Source organism: [Erwinia] mediterraneensis, from assembly GCF_900604315.1.
In the GTDB taxonomy this organism is placed as follows: domain Bacteria; phylum Pseudomonadota; class Gammaproteobacteria; order Enterobacterales; family Enterobacteriaceae; genus Pantoea; species Pantoea mediterraneensis_A.
Map to the genome: position 1 here is coordinate 619,203 of NZ_LR026978.1, position 16,450 is coordinate 635,652.

The 16,450-nt window shown below is 52.1% G+C and carries 16 protein-coding genes; 1 reads left to right on the forward strand and 15 read right to left on the reverse strand.

Translation table 11 applies throughout. From position 1 onward, the window contains the following. Positions 1-44 precede the first annotated feature (44 nt). Positions 45-482 (forward strand): IS200/IS605 family transposase, encoded by a 438-nt coding sequence (gene tnpA / locus E0E17_RS02945; protein ID WP_130831359.1) that lies wholly within the window; start codon positions 45-47, stop codon positions 480-482. Positions 483-776: 294 nt separating this feature from the next. Here the strand turns inward: tnpA and E0E17_RS02950 are convergent, their stop codons facing one another. The 15 genes from E0E17_RS02950 to flgG all read right to left on the reverse strand — a co-directional run bounded on the left by E0E17_RS02950 (position 777) and on the right by flgG (position 16,433). Continuing rightward, entirely contained in the window at positions 777-1,283 is a 507-nt protein-coding gene (locus E0E17_RS02950) for a chemotaxis protein CheW (RefSeq protein ID WP_130831361.1), read from the reverse strand. Between the two features lie 20 nt (positions 1,284-1,303). Continuing rightward, positions 1,304-3,274 carry a chemotaxis protein CheA gene (gene cheA, locus E0E17_RS02955; protein ID WP_130831363.1) on the reverse strand — a complete coding sequence of 657 codons (1,971 nt, stop codon included), beginning with the start codon at positions 3,272-3,274 and terminating at the stop codon, positions 1,304-1,306. A 1-nt stretch (position 3,275) separates the two neighbouring features. Then, positions 3,276-4,232: a flagellar motor protein MotB gene (gene motB, locus E0E17_RS02960; RefSeq protein ID WP_130831365.1), complete on the reverse strand. Its 957-nt coding sequence runs from the start codon at positions 4,230-4,232 to the stop codon at positions 3,276-3,278. Beyond that, positions 4,229-5,110, reverse strand: coding sequence for a flagellar motor stator protein MotA (motA, locus tag E0E17_RS02965; protein ID WP_130831367.1), 882 nt, complete (start codon positions 5,108-5,110; stop codon positions 4,229-4,231). The genes motB and motA overlap by 4 nt, the downstream gene beginning before the upstream one ends. A 94-nt stretch (positions 5,111-5,204) precedes the next feature. Beyond that, positions 5,205-5,786 (reverse strand): flagellar transcriptional regulator FlhC, encoded by a 582-nt coding sequence (gene flhC / locus E0E17_RS02970; protein ID WP_130831369.1) that lies wholly within the window; start codon positions 5,784-5,786, stop codon positions 5,205-5,207. After that, a complete protein-coding gene (gene flhD, locus E0E17_RS02975; protein WP_130831371.1) occupies positions 5,779-6,138 on the reverse strand; it encodes a flagellar transcriptional regulator FlhD in 360 nt (119 codons plus the stop codon). The genes flhC and flhD overlap by 8 nt, the downstream gene beginning before the upstream one ends. 462 nt (positions 6,139-6,600) lie before the next feature. Further along, the gene (locus E0E17_RS02980; protein WP_130835450.1) at positions 6,601-7,323 is read right to left on the reverse strand and encodes an RNA polymerase sigma factor FliA; all 723 of its coding nucleotides are present in this window, start codon (positions 7,321-7,323) and stop codon (positions 6,601-6,603) included. Positions 7,324-7,522: 199 nt separating this feature from the next. Continuing rightward, on the reverse strand, positions 7,523-9,187 hold the full coding sequence (locus E0E17_RS02985) for a methyl-accepting chemotaxis protein (protein ID WP_130831373.1): 1,665 nt from the start codon (positions 9,185-9,187) through the stop codon (positions 7,523-7,525). Positions 9,188-9,375: 188 nt separating this feature from the next. Continuing rightward, a protein-coding gene (locus E0E17_RS20585; protein WP_103215986.1) for an IS1-like element IS1A family transposase occupies positions 9,376-10,073 on the reverse strand; the annotation gives its coding sequence in 2 pieces (ribosomal slippage) (positions 9,376-9,824 and positions 9,824-10,073; 699 coding nt in all). Between the two features lie 33 nt (positions 10,074-10,106). Beyond that, positions 10,107-10,988: a flagellar hook-associated protein FlgL gene (gene flgL, locus E0E17_RS02995; protein ID WP_130831375.1), complete on the reverse strand. Its 882-nt coding sequence runs from the start codon at positions 10,986-10,988 to the stop codon at positions 10,107-10,109. Positions 10,989-11,009: 21 nt separating this feature from the next. Continuing rightward, a complete protein-coding gene (gene flgK, locus E0E17_RS03000; RefSeq protein WP_130835451.1) occupies positions 11,010-12,668 on the reverse strand; it encodes a flagellar hook-associated protein FlgK in 1,659 nt (552 codons plus the stop codon). 103 nt (positions 12,669-12,771) lie between these two features. After that, the gene (flgJ, locus tag E0E17_RS03005; protein ID WP_130831377.1) at positions 12,772-13,731 is read right to left on the reverse strand and encodes a flagellar assembly peptidoglycan hydrolase FlgJ; all 960 of its coding nucleotides are present in this window, start codon (positions 13,729-13,731) and stop codon (positions 12,772-12,774) included. Beyond that, positions 13,731-14,843, reverse strand: a complete 1,113-nt coding sequence (locus E0E17_RS03010) for a flagellar basal body P-ring protein FlgI (protein WP_130831379.1) — start codon at positions 14,841-14,843, stop codon at positions 13,731-13,733. Before E0E17_RS03010 ends, flgJ begins: the two co-directional genes overlap by 1 nt. A 10-nt stretch (positions 14,844-14,853) precedes the next feature. Next, positions 14,854-15,579, reverse strand: a complete 726-nt coding sequence (locus E0E17_RS03015) for a flagellar basal body L-ring protein FlgH (RefSeq protein WP_130831381.1) — start codon at positions 15,577-15,579, stop codon at positions 14,854-14,856. 71 nt (positions 15,580-15,650) lie between these two features. Continuing rightward, positions 15,651-16,433 carry a flagellar basal-body rod protein FlgG gene (gene flgG, locus E0E17_RS03020; RefSeq protein WP_130831383.1) on the reverse strand — a complete coding sequence of 261 codons (783 nt, stop codon included), beginning with the start codon at positions 16,431-16,433 and terminating at the stop codon, positions 15,651-15,653. Between the last annotated feature and the right edge of the window lie 17 nt (positions 16,434-16,450).

Sequence of the window (16,450 nt, forward strand, 5' to 3'; positions counted from 1 at the left end):
AAACTTCTTATCCGTTGTCCCCACAACTGATAAGGAAATTCAACATGAGCAGGTTTCAAAAAGCTTCCCACGTGCTGTGGCATTGTCAATACCATATAGTCTGGACGCCAAAGTGTCGCTTCAGGATATTAAAAGGAAATGTTGGTAAAGAGGTTTACCGGCAAATCTGGATTTTAAGCGAACAGCTTAAAATCCAGATAGTTGAGTTAAATGTGCAGCTGGATCATGTACATCTTTTGGTAAAGATTCCGCCGAAGCTATCAGTATCGGAAGTAATGGGTCATTTGAAAGGCAGAACAGCAATAAGGTTGTTCAGTAAGTTCCCGTACCTGCGTAAGCACAAATTATGGGGCAATCACTTTTGGGCCAAAGGATACTGCGTGGACACAGTCGGAGTAAATGCTGAAATGATCCGTAAATATGTAAAATATCAAGAGAAGCATGAAGTTGAAGATAAACAACTATCGCTTCATGAGGTATGAAGAGAGGGCTCTAAGAGTCCGAACTTAGTACGCCCCTATGGGGCGAAGAATAAAGCCGTCTTCTATGAAGGCGGATTTTTACTTTTCGCCTTGCCACTGACTGATCTCACAGCCAGTACAAACCCGGCACGTGCGCTTAATGCTGACAGAAAGCGAACCGGAAAGAAAAATAACGCGTGGGGTAAGCAGAGAATAAAAGAGCATTATCACCTTTATAGCTTCAGCGACAATGCTCAGTGAGTCAGGAGGATGCAGGAGATGCGGAAAAGAATATGGCTACGCCAGAGAGAGCGCTCAGGCGTAAGGGGCGTCAGCCAGCTGCTCCACCAGCGCCATCTCCCGGCTGCTTAGCAGCTTCTCAATGTCCACCAGAATCAGCATCCGCTCGCCCAGCGCACCGAGGCCAAGCAGATAGTCGGTGGGGAGCACACTGGTAAAATCGGGAGCCGGACGCATCTGTTCGGCCGTCAGTGACTGCACATCAGACACCCCATCCACCACAATCCCCACTACCCGGTTAGCCAGGTTGATCACTATGACTACAGTATGATCGTTGATTTCACAGGAACTGAGGGCAAATTTCACCCGCAGATCGACAATCGGCACAATGACGCCACGCAAATTCGTAACCCCCTTGATAAAATCGGGCGCGTTGGCGATGCGGGTGACGCGCTCATAGTTGCGTATCTCCTGCACCTTCAGAATCTCAATGCCGTATTCCTCGTCGCCCAGCCGGAAAAGCAGGTATTCGTGTCTGATTGCATCGTCAGCAAGCGTCGTATTGTCCGTGGAAAAACTCATGCTCAATACCTTCCAGTTAATTAATCAACCACGCTGTCTGTTGCAGCCTGTTTTTTGCTCATAGCAGGCAGCGCGCCCACATCGAGGATCAGCGCCACCCGCCCATCGCCCAGAATGGTGGCCGCGGAAATGCCCGCCACTTTGCGGTAATTCAGCTCAAGATTTTTCACCACCACCTGATGCTGACCGATCAACTGATCCACCAGCAGCGCATAACGCGTCCCTGCGCTTTGCAGGATCACAGCGATGCCTGCGCTCGCCGTTTCGCAAGCCGTGGGGATAGCGAACAGCTGCTGCAGCGTGACCAACGGCAGGTATTCACCGCGTACCTGTAACAGCTGTTCACCGCCGGTAAGACGATGCAGCGCGTTTTCCGCCGGCTGCAGTGACTCCATAACGGTATTGAGCGGCAACACAAAAATCTCCTCGCCCACCTGCACCGACATGCCGTCCAGAATAGCCAGCGTCAGAGGCAGAATAATGCGCATGGTGGATCCGGCGCCGCGCACCGATTGGATTTCTACGCGCCCGCCCATCTCCTGAATATTGCGGCGCACCACATCCATGCCGACACCGCGACCGGAAACATCGGTGACTTTCTCGGCGGTTGAGAAGCCGGGGGCAAAGATCAGTAGCCAGACGTCGTCATCGCTCATCTTGTCGTCGACGACTATGCCCTGCGCGCGGGCGCGGGCCAGAATCTTTTCGCGGTCCAGGCCGGCGCCGTCATCAATGACCTCAATCACAATGTTGCCGCCCTGATGTTCAGCGCTGAGCGTCAGATGGCCCGTTTCCGCTTTACCTTTCTGACGCCGTATCTCAGGCGGCTCGATGCCGTGATCGAGGCTGTTACGCACCAGATGGGTTAAAGGATCGATAATGCGTTCGATCAGACTTTTATCCAGTTCCGCCGATCCTCCCTGCAGGATCAGATCGACGTTTTTCCCCAGCTTGCCTGCCAGATCGTGCACCAGACGCGGGAAACGGCTGAAGACATACTCCATCGGCATCATACGGATCGACATCACTGACTCCTGTAAATCGCGCGCGTTCCTTTCCAGCTGGCTGATACTGTTAATCAGCCGGTCGTGCAGCGCGGGATCCAGGGTGGCGGCGAGCTGACTCAGCATCGCCTGCGTGATAATCAGCTCCCCTCCCTGATTGATAATCTGATCGCCCTTTTCTCCCGCAACGCGAATGCTGCCCGACTCGCCTGGCGGGTGCCTGCCGGCGGTTTTTGTTTTACCCGCCCCGCCCGCGCTTTCCGGCTGGCGGGGCGCAGGCTGGTCAGGGGGCGCTGTCCCGGCCCGCGCCGGTTCCTCGCGCAACGGGGCAATAGCGACTTGTCCGGGCTCAATAATAAAACAGAGTACCGCCACAATATCCTCGGATGAAACCGTGGTTTGCAGCTCGACGCTACAGCCATCCGGCAGGCTTTGCTGCGTCAGAACGGTGCCGAGATTCAGCAGTTCCTCCAGCAGCAGTTTTTGCTCATTCGCGCTTACCGGACGCAACGTGATTTGGTAACGCACCGGGGCGGGATGGCCAGCTGCAGGCGCGGCGCTTGTCTCTGCGGCCTCTGGCGGGCGCTCTGGCGTTGCGCTGGTATTTTCCAGCGCAATCTGGCGCAGAGCCTCACAGATATAGCGCAAACTCGCCTGCTCTGGTTCTTCTGAGGCTTTATAAGCGTTCAGCTGATCTTGCATGATATCTTTGGTTTCCAGAAACAGATTGATATGTTTGCTGTTCAACGCCAGCGCCCCACCGCGCGCCTCATCAAGGATGTTTTCCAGAAGATGGGTGGTTTCCTGTAAAAGCGAGAAACCAAAGGTGCCTGCACCTCCCTTGATGGAATGCGCGGCGCGAAATATGGCGTCCAGCTGCTCTTTTTCCGGCTGGCCAGGGTCCAGCACCAGCAGCTGCCTCTCCATCTCCGCCAGTAATTCATCCGCTTCATCGAAAAACGTCTGATAAAAATCGGTCATATCCATGTTATTTCATTCCCGTTTCGCTCTGCTGCACAGGCTGAGCGTGTTGTTGCGCTGACGTCACCGGCGTCATATGCAGTTGCGAAGGCAGGTTTTCACCAGAGAGCGCTTCGGGCAGATGCTGCAGCAAGGTATCCTCGCGCAGGATCGCTTGTTCTTTGCGTTGGCTCAGTACCAGAATGCTGATACGCCGGTTAATGGGATTATCCGCCTGGGTGTTCTCCACGCTCATGGTGTCGGCGGTGCCGATGACCCGCAGAAACTTGTCGCCCGCCATACCATTGCTGATAAGCGCACGGCGCAACGCATTGGCCCGGTCAGCAGAGAGTTCCCAGTTGCTGTAGCCGAGGTCGCCTGTGGCGTAGGGTAACGAGTCGGTATGGCCAGTCAGGCTGATATGGTTTGGTAACGCATTCAGCACCGGCACCAGCGCATGCAGAATGTCGTTCAGATAGGGTTCCAGCACTTTGCTGCCGACCTTAAACATCGGCCGCTCCTGGCTGTCGATAATCTGGATCAGCAGGCCATCCTCCGTCAGCGAAAGGCGTAAATTGGACTGAAAGTGGCTCAGGCGCGGATCCATTTTGATCAGGTTTTCCAGCCGATCACGCGCCTTCGCCAGCTTTTTCATCCCTGTATCGCGTGTTTTTTTCCCGCGGTTCGCTTTGTTGATTTCCCCCTCATGCTTCAGCGGATCGGGCCCACCGCCCGGGATGACACTGTCGCTTAAGCTGGCCTTATCCCCGCCCGCCAGCGCGACCTGCAACGGCGATTTAAAGTACTCGGCAATTTGCTGACGTTGCAGAGGCGTTGAATTGGAAAGCAGCCACATCACCAGAAAAAAAGCCATCATGGCCGTCATGAAATCTGCATAGGCAATTTTCCATGAGCCGCCATGATGACCTGCCTTTTGTGCTTTGCTTCTGCGGATCACAATCACGTGCTGCGGGTTATTTTTCATGATGAGCCGCCTGCTGCAGAAGCCGATTTGGTCTGACGGACATGCTCCTCCAGTTCAAGGAAGGAGGGGCGCTCGGTGGAGAACAGCGATTTACGCCCATATTCCACGGCGATTTGCGGCGCGTAGCCATTAATGGAGGAGAGTAAGGTCACCTTAATGCACTGCAACATCTTGATTTGTTCGCTGCTTTTTTGCCGCAGCAGCGCGGCGAGCGGCAAAATAAAACCATACGCCAGCAGTATTCCCAGAAAGGTGCCAACCATAGCATGGGCAATCAATTCTCCCAGTTCGCTTGCCGGACGATCCGCCGCCGCCAGCGCATTCACTACCCCCATCACCGCGGCCACAATGCCAAAGGCCGGGAAAGCATCGCCGAGCGCATTTAAGCTGTGCGCCGGTATTTCATGTTCATGCTCACAGGTTTCAATTTCCACATCCATCAGCGCTTCAATCTCAAAAGCATTCATATTGCCGCTGATCATCAGGCGTAAATAATCGATAATGAAATTGGTCAGGAGCGAATCCGCCAGCAAACGGGGATAAGCAGAAAAAATCGTGCTGTTTTGTGGATCTTCTATATCCGCTTCCAGCGACATCATTCCGTTCTGCCGACTTTTATTCAGCAGCAGATACATCATCGCCATCAGTTCCATATAAAGCGCTTTGGTATAATGCGATCCCCGTAGCATATGGGGAAAAGCTTTTAACGTTGCTCTTATCGCTTTGCCATTATTACCGACAATAAAAGCGCCGACGCCAGCCCCGCCAATAATCAACAGTTCCGTGGGCTGAAAAAGCGCATTAAGCTGGCCGCCGCTCAAAACAAAGCCACCAAAAACGGTGGCACATACCACAATATAACCGAAAACAATCAGCACAAGAAATCCTCAATTAAGGCAATCGTTATCTTATCCCGTGTCTGGATATCCATGCGTTATTGAAAGGTAATTCTGCATCTGAAAAAGAGATAATCTATTCAGAAGCAATACAACCTGTTGCGTTATTCGCTGCCTGCACGGGCAGTGGATTAGAAAATAATTGATTTTTCTTGCTGGCACGTGAAGGCGGACAGCACAGGCTGCAAATAAAAGTTTCTCTGGCGTATTCAGCGGTGGTAATAAAACCGCCTTTGCAGCTGTTACACTTCGTATGAACAATCATTCCGCAATCAATAAAACGCAATAACGTCCAGGCCCGGGTGAGTCCCAGCACCGGCTTTTCGTCCGCAGCGACCGGGCATTGTTCCAGATAGAGGCGGTAGGCTTTGATCATCTCTTCGATGGAGCTTCGCTTCTCTGTTTTCTGGAGAAAAAGATAGATGTTGTAGAACATGGAAGAGTGAATATTGTTCTCCCAGCTCATAAACCAGTCTGCCGAGAAGGGCAGCATCCCTTTCGGTGGCGAGCAGCCGCGCAGTTCTTTATATAATTTCAGTAATCGTCGTCGGCTCAGATTGGTTTCCGTCTCAAGCACCTGAATCCTGGCCCCAAAGGAGATCAGTTCGATCGCAATTTGCACATCCCTTATTTCATCCAGAATACTTTTTTCACACATGACCTGACGCCTCGTTACTCTCCTGCTCAGTCATCACGTTGAGCAGATCAGTAGATAAAAGAATGCCCGTATGGATCTGTTGTAACGCATCGATACGTGAATCTTTTGTCAGACAGCCAATCACTTTTTCATCATCCAGACGTAACCGGCAGATTAACTGGCTGGAGGTCGAAAGTTTAATCAGTTGCGGCAGTGATAATTCCTTCAGAAATTCAATCGTCTCTTCAGGCAGACCTAAACGGAATCCGGCTGAAATTTTATCCTCCCGAATGAGTTGTTGAGCAAGAATCAAATAAGACAGATTGATATTGTGAATACTCTGAAGATAATCTTCTTCGTTAATTGCTTTCATATTACCCGTTCACATCCACGTGCGTATAGCAGATGGATGTTCATCAATGATAAGAGTTAAAGTAAAGTGATATTCCGGTAACCTTTTATAAAAGTATAAAATGTTAACTCATGAATACCGGGAACGCGGCTAAGTACGAGCAATTATCCAACAATTCTCTGTCATGATCAAAATTATTTCTAAGAAAAATCATTTCAGATTAATACTAAACAATCTGGCCGATTTTATAACGCTAAATTAATAATAATCTATTCAGGAATTAAAACCCCCTGAAATAATACAGCATCTTATCTGTTTTCATTGATCAGGATCAAATTCCTGGCTGTTTATTTTTTTAACAAAATAAAGCCCAGATATTAACATCACCCTGATTATATTGATCATCGCAAATACAATTCAACAATTCGTTTAAAACTACCCATACATCATTAACAAACAAGCAAAATAAATTAGCGAGTTTTCTTATTGATATTTTTCCATCCGTGCCCGTAAACGCTTTATCGTCTGGCTGTGCAGCTGACTTACCCGCGTTTCCGTGATCCCCAGAATCAGGCTGACCTCTTTCATATTCAGTTCTTGCTGATAGTAGAGGCTGAGCAAAAGCTGTTCTCTGCCGGGCAACTGACGGATTTCTGCAGCAACCTTAGCGGTGAGGGACTGGAACGACAGCGCATGCAACGGATCAAGTTGTTCATGTCGCTCATCAGGCATTTCAACACTGTCACCCAGCAACGCCATTAACTCATCGAGCGAACAGATCTGGCCGGAATTGCTGTCATGAAGCATTTGCTGATAATCCGCCAGTGTGATGTTCATTTCCGCCGCCACCTCCGCTTCGCTGGCCGCCCGGCCATGACGTTGCTCTACGCGCTGAATCGCTGCAGCGACATCCTTACTGTTCTGGCGTACCCGACGCGATACCCAGTCACGCTGTCGCAACTCATCCATCAATGCCCAGCGCACGCGTTGGGTAATCCAGGTAGCCAGCACAATCCCTTTCTTCGCATCGTAATCATCGATGGCGGCCAGAAATCCCAGCGTGCCCGCCTGAATTAAATCATCCAGTTCTACGCAGGCAGGAAGCCGGGCCTGCAGACGTAGCGCTTCACGACGGACCAGCCCGCCATATTTCGCCCAAAGCTCGCTTTTATTGGCCATTCCCTCAGGCGTATATAAACCATTCACAGTAATATTATCCAAAAGTTGAAACAGGCAACGTTATTATCCGGGACGCCTTGTTAATCACATAGCCTGATAAGCGTTTATTCCCGGATGCATATTGCAAGGTTAATATGTCTGTCAGGTTGATTTACTGTAAGGGATAACATCCGTCGGCTTTATTATTAGCGCCGCCAGGTTACTTGCAGAATTTATTCTTACCTGATTAAAAGCTTTCCCACTCTTCTTCCAGGCTACCTTCCGTGGCAGCTTTATGTTTTTTCAGCACCACCGTGCTGTTAAGCGACTGGCCTGATAATCCGGGCATGGCTGCGCCCCTGGCGGTTGCGCCCTCATTAATTTTGAACTGTGAAACCTGATTCTCCAGCTGCGCGGTTTCCTGCTCCATATTGCTGGCAGCAGCGGCTGACTGTTCTACCATGGCGGCATTCTGCTGGGTAACTAAATCCATTTCATTAACCGCCTGGGCAATCTGATTAATGCCCATACTCTGCTCTTCCGACGCCGAAGTAATCTCCACCATAATATCGGTCACCTGCGTCACTGACTGCACAATATCGCGCATGGCATCCCCCGCTTTTTCCACCTGTTGCGAGCCGATGGACATATTTGACACACAGGTGTTAATTAATTCACGGCTCTCCTTTGCTGCATCGGCACTGCGTTTCGCCAGATTACGCACTTCACCGGCGACCACAGCAAATCCCCGCCCCTGTTCGCCAGCGCGCGCAGCTTCCACGGCAGCGTTTAAAGCCAGGATATTGGTCTGGTTAGCAATACTGTCAATAACGCTGTTAATATCGGCAATCTGCCGGGAGCTGGCCATAATCTGACGCATAATATCGTCTAACTGTACCATCACATCACCGCCGTGACGGGCGCTGGTGCTGGCACACTCCGCCAGCTGCCGCGCGCTGTGAGCATTATCCGCATTCTGACGCACGGTAATTTTTAGCTCCTCCATGCTGGCTGCGGTTTGCTGGAGCGCCGAGGCTTGCTGTTCGGTACGCGATGAGAGATCGTTATTGCCATTCGCAATTTCCCGGGCGTTGCCATAAATCCGCTTCACCCCAACACGAATACCAGAAATGGTCCCGGTTAACGCCAGGCGCATATGTTCCAGCGAGGCAAGCAGTTCGCCAATCTCGTTTTTACTGCCCGGTTCGACTTTTTCGCTCAGATTACCTTCGCCAATACGATGCAGAGCCTGCATCGCCTGATGCAGACGGGTAAACAGCGCCCTTTTCAGCCAGATACGTGAAACCAGCAGAATGGCCAGGGAGAGGATAATGCAGCTGATTGTCGTCAACAGGCTACGCTGGAAATTGTTATGCGCCTGCGTGACATATTTTTCATTGAGTTGCCTGATAATGGCACTATAATTCTCCACCTCCGCGCGCAGCAAAGGCCGTAATTTAATTTCCTCATCATTTTTATCGGGAAATGCCGCTGGCGTTAATGCATAGTTCAGCTTGTTATTCGCATTTTCCATCAAACGCTCAAAAAGGTTTTTTACCGCTTTTGCCGCCTGTTCTTCTTCCGGCGAGTTAAAAGAGGAGGCCATCAGTTCGCTTATTCTGCTACGTGCTTTATTAAGCTCATTTCTTGCGGCAGCGACTTCAGCGCTGTCGATTTCTCGATTCAGGCTTTTTGCCATCATAATAGCGTTAAGCTCAGACAGTCCGCTGTTAACATGGCTGACCGCCGCCTGAACCGCGACCAGGCTCATGGCAATATCGTTATTGTTGCGGAAATTATTTCGATTAACCAGCGCGCCATACAGGCCCAGGGATAAAATAACCATCACAATCAGCATAAACAGCGCAACAATAAAGGTGATGCCTGTTGATATTTTTAAATTGCGCAACATGAATAGTAGACTCCGGTAAAGCCGCTGCGGAAACGCGCATCAGATACACTTTCCATAACGTCATAATCATTGAAAATGAAATAACCGCAAATGCCCGCGGTAAGGATGTTTATTGCAACATGGAAAAAATGGACATTTTTTGCATCGACTGGAATACCGCCATCGAGGCGGTCGGTAATGGTCCCAACTTATTGATAGTGTTTTATGTTCAGATAATGCCCGATGACTTTATCATGCAGCTCCACCGATTTTGAGAACGACAGCGACTTCCTTCCCAGCCTTGCCAGATGCTGCCTCAGATTCAGGTTATGCCGCTCAATTCGCTGCGTATATCGCTTGCTGATTACGTGCAGCTTTCCCTTCAGGCGGGATTCATACAGCGGCCAGCCATCCGTCATCCATATCACCACGTCAAAGGGTGACAGCAGGCTCATAAGACGCCCCAGCGTCGCCATAGTGCGTTCACCGAATACGTGCGCAACAACCGTCTTCCGGAGCCTGTCATACGCGTAAAACAGCCAGCGCTGGCGCGATTTAGCCCCGACGTAGCCCCACTGTTCGTCCATTTCCGCGCAGACGATGACGTCACTGCCCGGCTGTATGCGCGAGGTTACCGACTGCGGCCTGAGTTTTTTAAGTGACGTAAAATCGTGTTGAGGCCAACGCCCATAATGCGGGCGGTTGCCCGGCATCCAACGCCATTCATGGCCATATCAATGATTTTCTGGTGCGTACCGGGTTGAGAGGCTGTGTATGTGAACTGTAACTGCCATGTTTTACGGCAGTGAGAGCAGAGATAGCGCTGATGTCCGGCAGTACTTTTACCGTTACGCACCACCCCGTCTGTAGCTGAACAGGAGGGACAGCTGATAGAAACAGAAGCCACTGGAGCACCTCAAAAACACCATCATACACTAAATCAGTAAGTTGGCAGCATCACCGAGGCGGTCATGGCAAAGTCAGCCATTTTTGACTGCCCCACCAGCCTGGTCCAGGTATCGGGATCGGCCCCGACCGTTTGCTCCAGCCGGGTCTGGATTTGTATACGCTGTTCAGCCGCGTTGCTGGCGAGGGTATCCAGCTGCTGCAGACAGGTCCCGACTTCAGCCTGAATTTTCCCCAGATTATCGATACCTTTTAAAATGACGGCATTGGCACCTTCCAGTTTATCGTGCCGTTCGCTATTACTGAGCTGATCATCATTCAGGACATTAATGGCATTATTCAGGGCGGCAAAAATATCATTGTCGCTGCCGGTCATAAATAGCTCTTTCCCCGTATGCCCCACCGTAATAGTGGTGCCATCCGCCACCGTTTGTGACATCGCCTTATCGGCGCCGTTCCAGGTGCCATCCTCATTAAAAGGTTTCGTGGCCGTGGCATAGCCTGAAAAAATATAGCGTCCGTTACTGTTTTTACTGTTTGCCAGATCGCGCAGGCTATTACGAATCCCTTCCAGTTCCGTTGCCAGCGCCTTACGATCCGCCGCAGAATAGCTATCGCTTTCAGCCGCAACGATTTTCTCCATTAAATTTTTACTGAGCAGCGAGCTAATGGAATTCAATACCGTATCTTGTTGGCCCAGGGCATCCTGTGCATAGCTTCTGGCGGTATCATATTGATCCAGCGTTGACAGCGCGCTCTGTAAGGTAATGGCCTGCGAAGCTCCGGCCGGATCGTCAGAAGGTTTTAATAATGTACGACCTGCAGCAAGGCTGGTATAAATTTTATTTCCGCTGTTCATCGCGTTGGACATACTTTCGATGCTGCGCTGAAACATATAATGAGAGCTAAGGCGCATAATCAATTCCTGTATTCTGGCTTATCGGAGATTTAACAACGTGTCGAAGAGGGTGGTGGCGGTTTGCAGTATTTGCGCGTTCGCCTGATAGTACTGCGTAAACATCTGCATATTGACCATCTCTTCATTTAAATCCACGCCTGACAACGCTTGCTGCTGATTGATAAATTCATCTGCTGCGCTGCCGCTGCTTTCGATCGCCCCTTTCAGCGCGGAGGTGGATGAGCCCACCCTGCTGGCCATACTGGCGTAAGCCTCAGACAAGGTCGCATCGCCAATTACCTTCTCATTTTTGATCCCCAGCAGCATCTGCAGGTTCTCATTGTTACTCTCCTCATCAGGATTCGCTGAACCTGATGCAGCAATGGCGTCGCCATCGCTGATGGCGACCTGCAGACTATCCGCCGCCCCGGAGACCGGGTTGAGAATAAAGCTGTCGCCCGGCTGCGGCGTGCCCTGCGGTTTGATAGTAATGCCATCAAATTGCAGACTACCGTCTGCGCCTGGGACGGGCGTCACCGTGGATCCATCAGCCCGTGTGACTTCCCACGCCGTGCCGTTAAACGTCACAGCATAATCTGTTGCTGCAACCTGGCTGATATCACTGTAAGAGACCGCCAGTGAGGCGTTGCCGCTGTTCTGCTGATTAGCCAGCGCAACAGGATCGGCAAAGGAGAAAATAGCGCTGCCGGGATTGCCGTCCAGATCGTATCCCTGTTTGTTAACCTCATTGAATTTATTCGCCATCTGTAAGGCCAGCTGGTTTAACTCATTGCGCGCTTCTACCAGATCTTCATTGCGGAATTTAAATAACCCGCCCAGCTTGCCTTCGGACATTCTGTTTTCATCCAGCGGCAATCTGTTTCCGGCAGCATCGATATAAGAAACCACCGTTTTCGCCGGGTTTTCAGCCGAGGTTGAGGTTTCCAGTTGATAAGCACGGTTGCCATTGACCAGAGACATCCCGTTTGTCAGCGTTACGTTAACGGTGCCGTTGCTGCTGTTCTCGTTAACCTGAATACCGGTCAGCTCGCTCAGTCTGGTGAGCACGTTATCACGCTGATCCAGCAGGTCGGCCGGTAGCCCACCTGTCTGTCCGTGGATCTTATTAATCTGTTCGTTTATTTTCGCCAGTTGGGCGGTGTACGCGTTAATCTCTTCTACGCTCTGCGCGATCTGTTTGTTGGTGCTTTTTTCCAGGCTGTTCAGCGTACTGCTGTTGCTGCGAAACTGGCTGGCAAGGGTTTTAAACTGCGAAAGCGCTTCCTGGCGCGCCGCCGGGTTCACCGGATCGTGACTCATTTTCTCCAGCGCCCCAAAAATATTGCTCAGTGAAACCGAAATATTTTGCGTATCGTTGCCAAACATATTGTCTATCTGGCTGAGCTGCTCATAGTGTGCATTCAGCGCGGTATATTCACTGGCCGCGCCGCGTACCTGATTGCTGATAAAACTGTTATACGCGCGCGCCACATCATTAACCTGCACGCCGTAACCAAAGAAACCGTAAGGAGTGGATCGCCCGCCCGCTTCTCCCAGCACAATATTACGTCGGGCGTAGCCCTGAATAAAAGGATCCTGACTGTCACCGTTGTAGGCATTATTAATATTGTTGCCCACCACATTCAGGGCAGCTTGTGCAGAACTCAGACCAGATTGTGCAATATTGATTAAATTCATAACGGCCACTAAAAGTTTCGTGTCGATTGGTTACCGGCGTTTTATAAAAAATAACGCGCTATTATTACTATCGGTTAGTAGAAAATTTACTAAAACCCTTTACTCAGAAAAGTGCAGAAATATCGTTCTGATACGCTTTAGCAGCCTGATTCAGGCTTCCTTTAACCTGTTTTATAATATTAATTAACTTTTCAGCATATTTTGGATCGGTGGCGTAACCTCCCGCCTGTAATGCATATGCCGCCATTTCCGGTGTTGCCGCTTCGATGACTTTCTGATAGCGCGGGTTATGCCTTAATAAAGTGGCGTAATCGGATAACGCCTCGCTATAGGACTGATACACCCGAAATGCGGCTTTTACTTTTCTGGCGACGCCATTGATATATTCCGTGGTGGTCACCTCGGTAGTCTCACCCTGCCAGTCGGGAGTGGCTTTAACAGCAAACAGATTGTGACTGGGTTTGCCCTCGCGGGTCGGTATCTCGCGATTTCCCCAGCCCGATTCCAGCGCGGCCTGGGCAATGATCAGCTGATGCGGCACGCCGCTTTGTTGCGCTGCCGCTATCGCCGGGGCTGATAAGCGCGAGATAAAGCTGGCGTTGTTACGCACCGGTCCGGTCAGTGGTACAGGTGCAGCCTGCGTATCAGCGGGTGCCTGAGGGAGAGATAAGGCAGTAAACGCTGGTGCCACCTGTGGCGTTTGCGGCGGCAGACGCAGCGCCAGTGGTACAGCTTTCCCCCCCACCGCCGGGGCGGAGACCGCACTGTCGCCCGCCGTTTTCCGCATCAGTTGCGCAATGCCGAGCTTTCCCTGTTCGGCCAGATTCTGCGCGAGTTGCTGATCCAGCATGGAAGTAAACATTTCGCTCTGCTCGCTGGAAAACAGCGCCTCTTTCGGGGTGGCATCACGCATACTTTTCAACATCATCTGGATAAACATCCCTTCCAGCTGCTTTGTTGCCGCTTTAAGCCCGCGGGTTTGATCCTCTCTGGCGACCCGCCGTAACGCATCCAGCGCGCGGCTGTCCCAGGCAGCGCCGCTGATCACCGTGCCGTGATGCATCAGTTCGTCTCCAGACTGGCGTGCAGACAACCAGCGCTTTTCATCGCTTGCAGGATCGACATGAGATCGTTGGGCGTTGCCCCGAGGCTGTTTAGCGCGCGCACCACACTGTTGAGATCGGCGCTGGTACGTACGCGCTGCAACGCACCGTTTTGCTCATTCAGTGAAACAGAGGTATCGGGAACCACCACCGTTTCGCCGCCGCCAAAGGGAGTATCAGGCTGGCTGATCTGATTATTGCGCGCCACCTCTATCGACAAATCCCCCTGCGCCACGGCACAGGCATCCAGCGTGACATGCTTGTTCATCACCACCGAACCGGTCCGCGCATTGACGATCACTTTTGCTTCCATTGCTCCAACACGAATCGGCAGATTCTGCACCCTTGCCAGAAAGCGCACTCGTGCGGCGCTCTCCAGCGGCGCGCGCAGTTTAATAGTGCGCGCATCTTCCGCCACGGCAGCCCCGGCGAAATAGCGGTTAATCTCATCACTGATCAGCTGCGCGACGCTGAAATCCTGCTCGTTAAGCTGGAGCCGCAGTTCAGGCGTCGCATTAAAGCTGGTGGGCACTTCACGCTCTACCGTTGCGCCGGCACTGATACGCGCGCCATTCAGCTGATTGACCTGCACCCGGCTGCCGCCCGCCTGCGCTCCCGCCCCGGAAACCAGCAGGTTACCCTGCGCCAGCGCATAAATCTGGTTATCGACCCCTTTTAACGGCGTCATCAGCAAAGTGCCGCCGCGCAGACTTTTGGCGTTGCCCATGGAAGAGACCACCACATCAATCTTTTCACCGACGCGGGCGAAAGGCGGCAGCTGCGCGGTGACCATGACCGCTGCGACATTTTTCAGCTGCATATTGGTACCGGCGGGCACGGTAATGCCCAGTTGCGACAGCATGTTATTCAGGCTCTGGGTGGTAAAGGGGGTCTGCGTGGTCTGATCGCCTGTGCCATCCAGACCCACCACCAGACCGTAGCCCATCAGGGTATTGTCGCGGACACCCTGGATGGTGGTGAGATCGCGGATGCGTTCCGCGTGCGCCACGGCTGAAAAATAGCTGGCGAGGCTGACGATAAAAAAGCTGACAAGTAAAAAATAAGATTTCATTTTCGCTGCGTTAAAAAGGAGAGAGCGTAAGGAAAAAGCGTTGTAGCCAGCCCATCTGCTGCGCTTCATTGATATAACCGTTACCGACATATTCAATGCGCGCATCCGCAACCTGCGTAGAGACCACGCTGTTATTGCCGCTGATGGTGCGGGGATTCACAATGCCGGAGAAGCGGATAAATTCGGTTCCCTGATTAATGGCGATCTGCTTTTCGCCCACCACGCTCAGGTTGCCGTTTTCCAGCACCTGACGCACAGTGACCGTGATGGTGCCGCTAAAGGTGTTTTTCGCGGCAGCCCCACCCTTCCCGGCAAAATCGCTATCGCCGTGAATGGCGGTATTCATCTTGTCGCCGCCAAACAGGCCGGAAAGAAAGCGTGGCATAGCATCGAATTTCAGCCCGGTGTCGCTGTCACGCGAAGCGTTGGCCGACGAACTTTTGCTGGCGCTGACATTCTCCTGCAGCACGATGGTCAGGGTATCGCCGGGGTTGCGCGGACGGCGATCCTCAAACATCGGCTGATAGCCATAATTCATCGCCTGTCCGGCCTGAAAAATGGATCCATTTGCTACGGCGGGGGCTACCGGTAACGGGCTGACGGTGGTGGCTCCGGCCACCAGCGGCTTATGCGGCACATAGCTGCACCCGACCACCAGCGCACTCAGGGTAAGGCTGATCAGCGATACGCTGACGCCCCGCAGGTAACGCCGTTGAGAACAGACTTCAGGTTTCATGGTTTTCTTCAGTGTGAGCGCAGCCCCTTGAAAACGCTGCCTTGCGGGCAGCGTTTTCAAACCGGCCGCCGTTAAAGTTGCGCCAGCCGCTGCAGCATTTGATCGGAAGCGGTCACGGCTTTACTGTTGATTTCATAAGCGCGCTGCGTCTGGATCATATTCACCAGCTCTTCCGCGACGTTAACGTTAGAAGTTTCGACATAGCCCTGTTTCAGCGTGCCGGTTCCGTTCATACCGGGCGTCGCCTCATCCGGTGTCCCGGACGCCAGGGTTTCGCGGTAGAGGTTTTCCCCAATGCTTTCCAGACCGGAATCGTTGATAAAAGAGACCAGGGTTAACTGCCCCACCTGTTGCGGCGCCGTCTGGCCCGGTACCGTGACGCTGACCGTGCCGTCATTGCCGATGGTCAGGCTTTGCGCATCCTGCGGAATGGTGATGGCGGGCTGGATCGGATAGCCGCTGGAAGTCACCAGTTGCCCGTTCTGATCGAACTGTAACGAGCCATCGCGGGTATAGCCGAGCGTACCGTCAGGCAGCTGCACCTGCAGAAAACCATTGCCTTCAATCGCGATATCTTTGCTGTTATTGGTCTGGGTCAGGCTGCCCTGGCTGTGGATGCGTTCAGTGGCGACCGGACGTACGCCGGTGCCCAGCTGTAAACCTGACGGGATAGTAGTCTGTTCAGAAGATTGTGCTCCCGGCTGACGCAACGTCTGATATAACAGATCCTCAAACACCGCCCGCTGGCGCTTAAAGCCGTTGGTGCTGACGTTGGCGAGGTTGTTGGCAATCACATCCATGTTGGTCTGCTGTGCTTCAAGTCCAGTTTTAGCAATCCATAACGAGCGGATCATAAAGCTTGTTCTCCTTT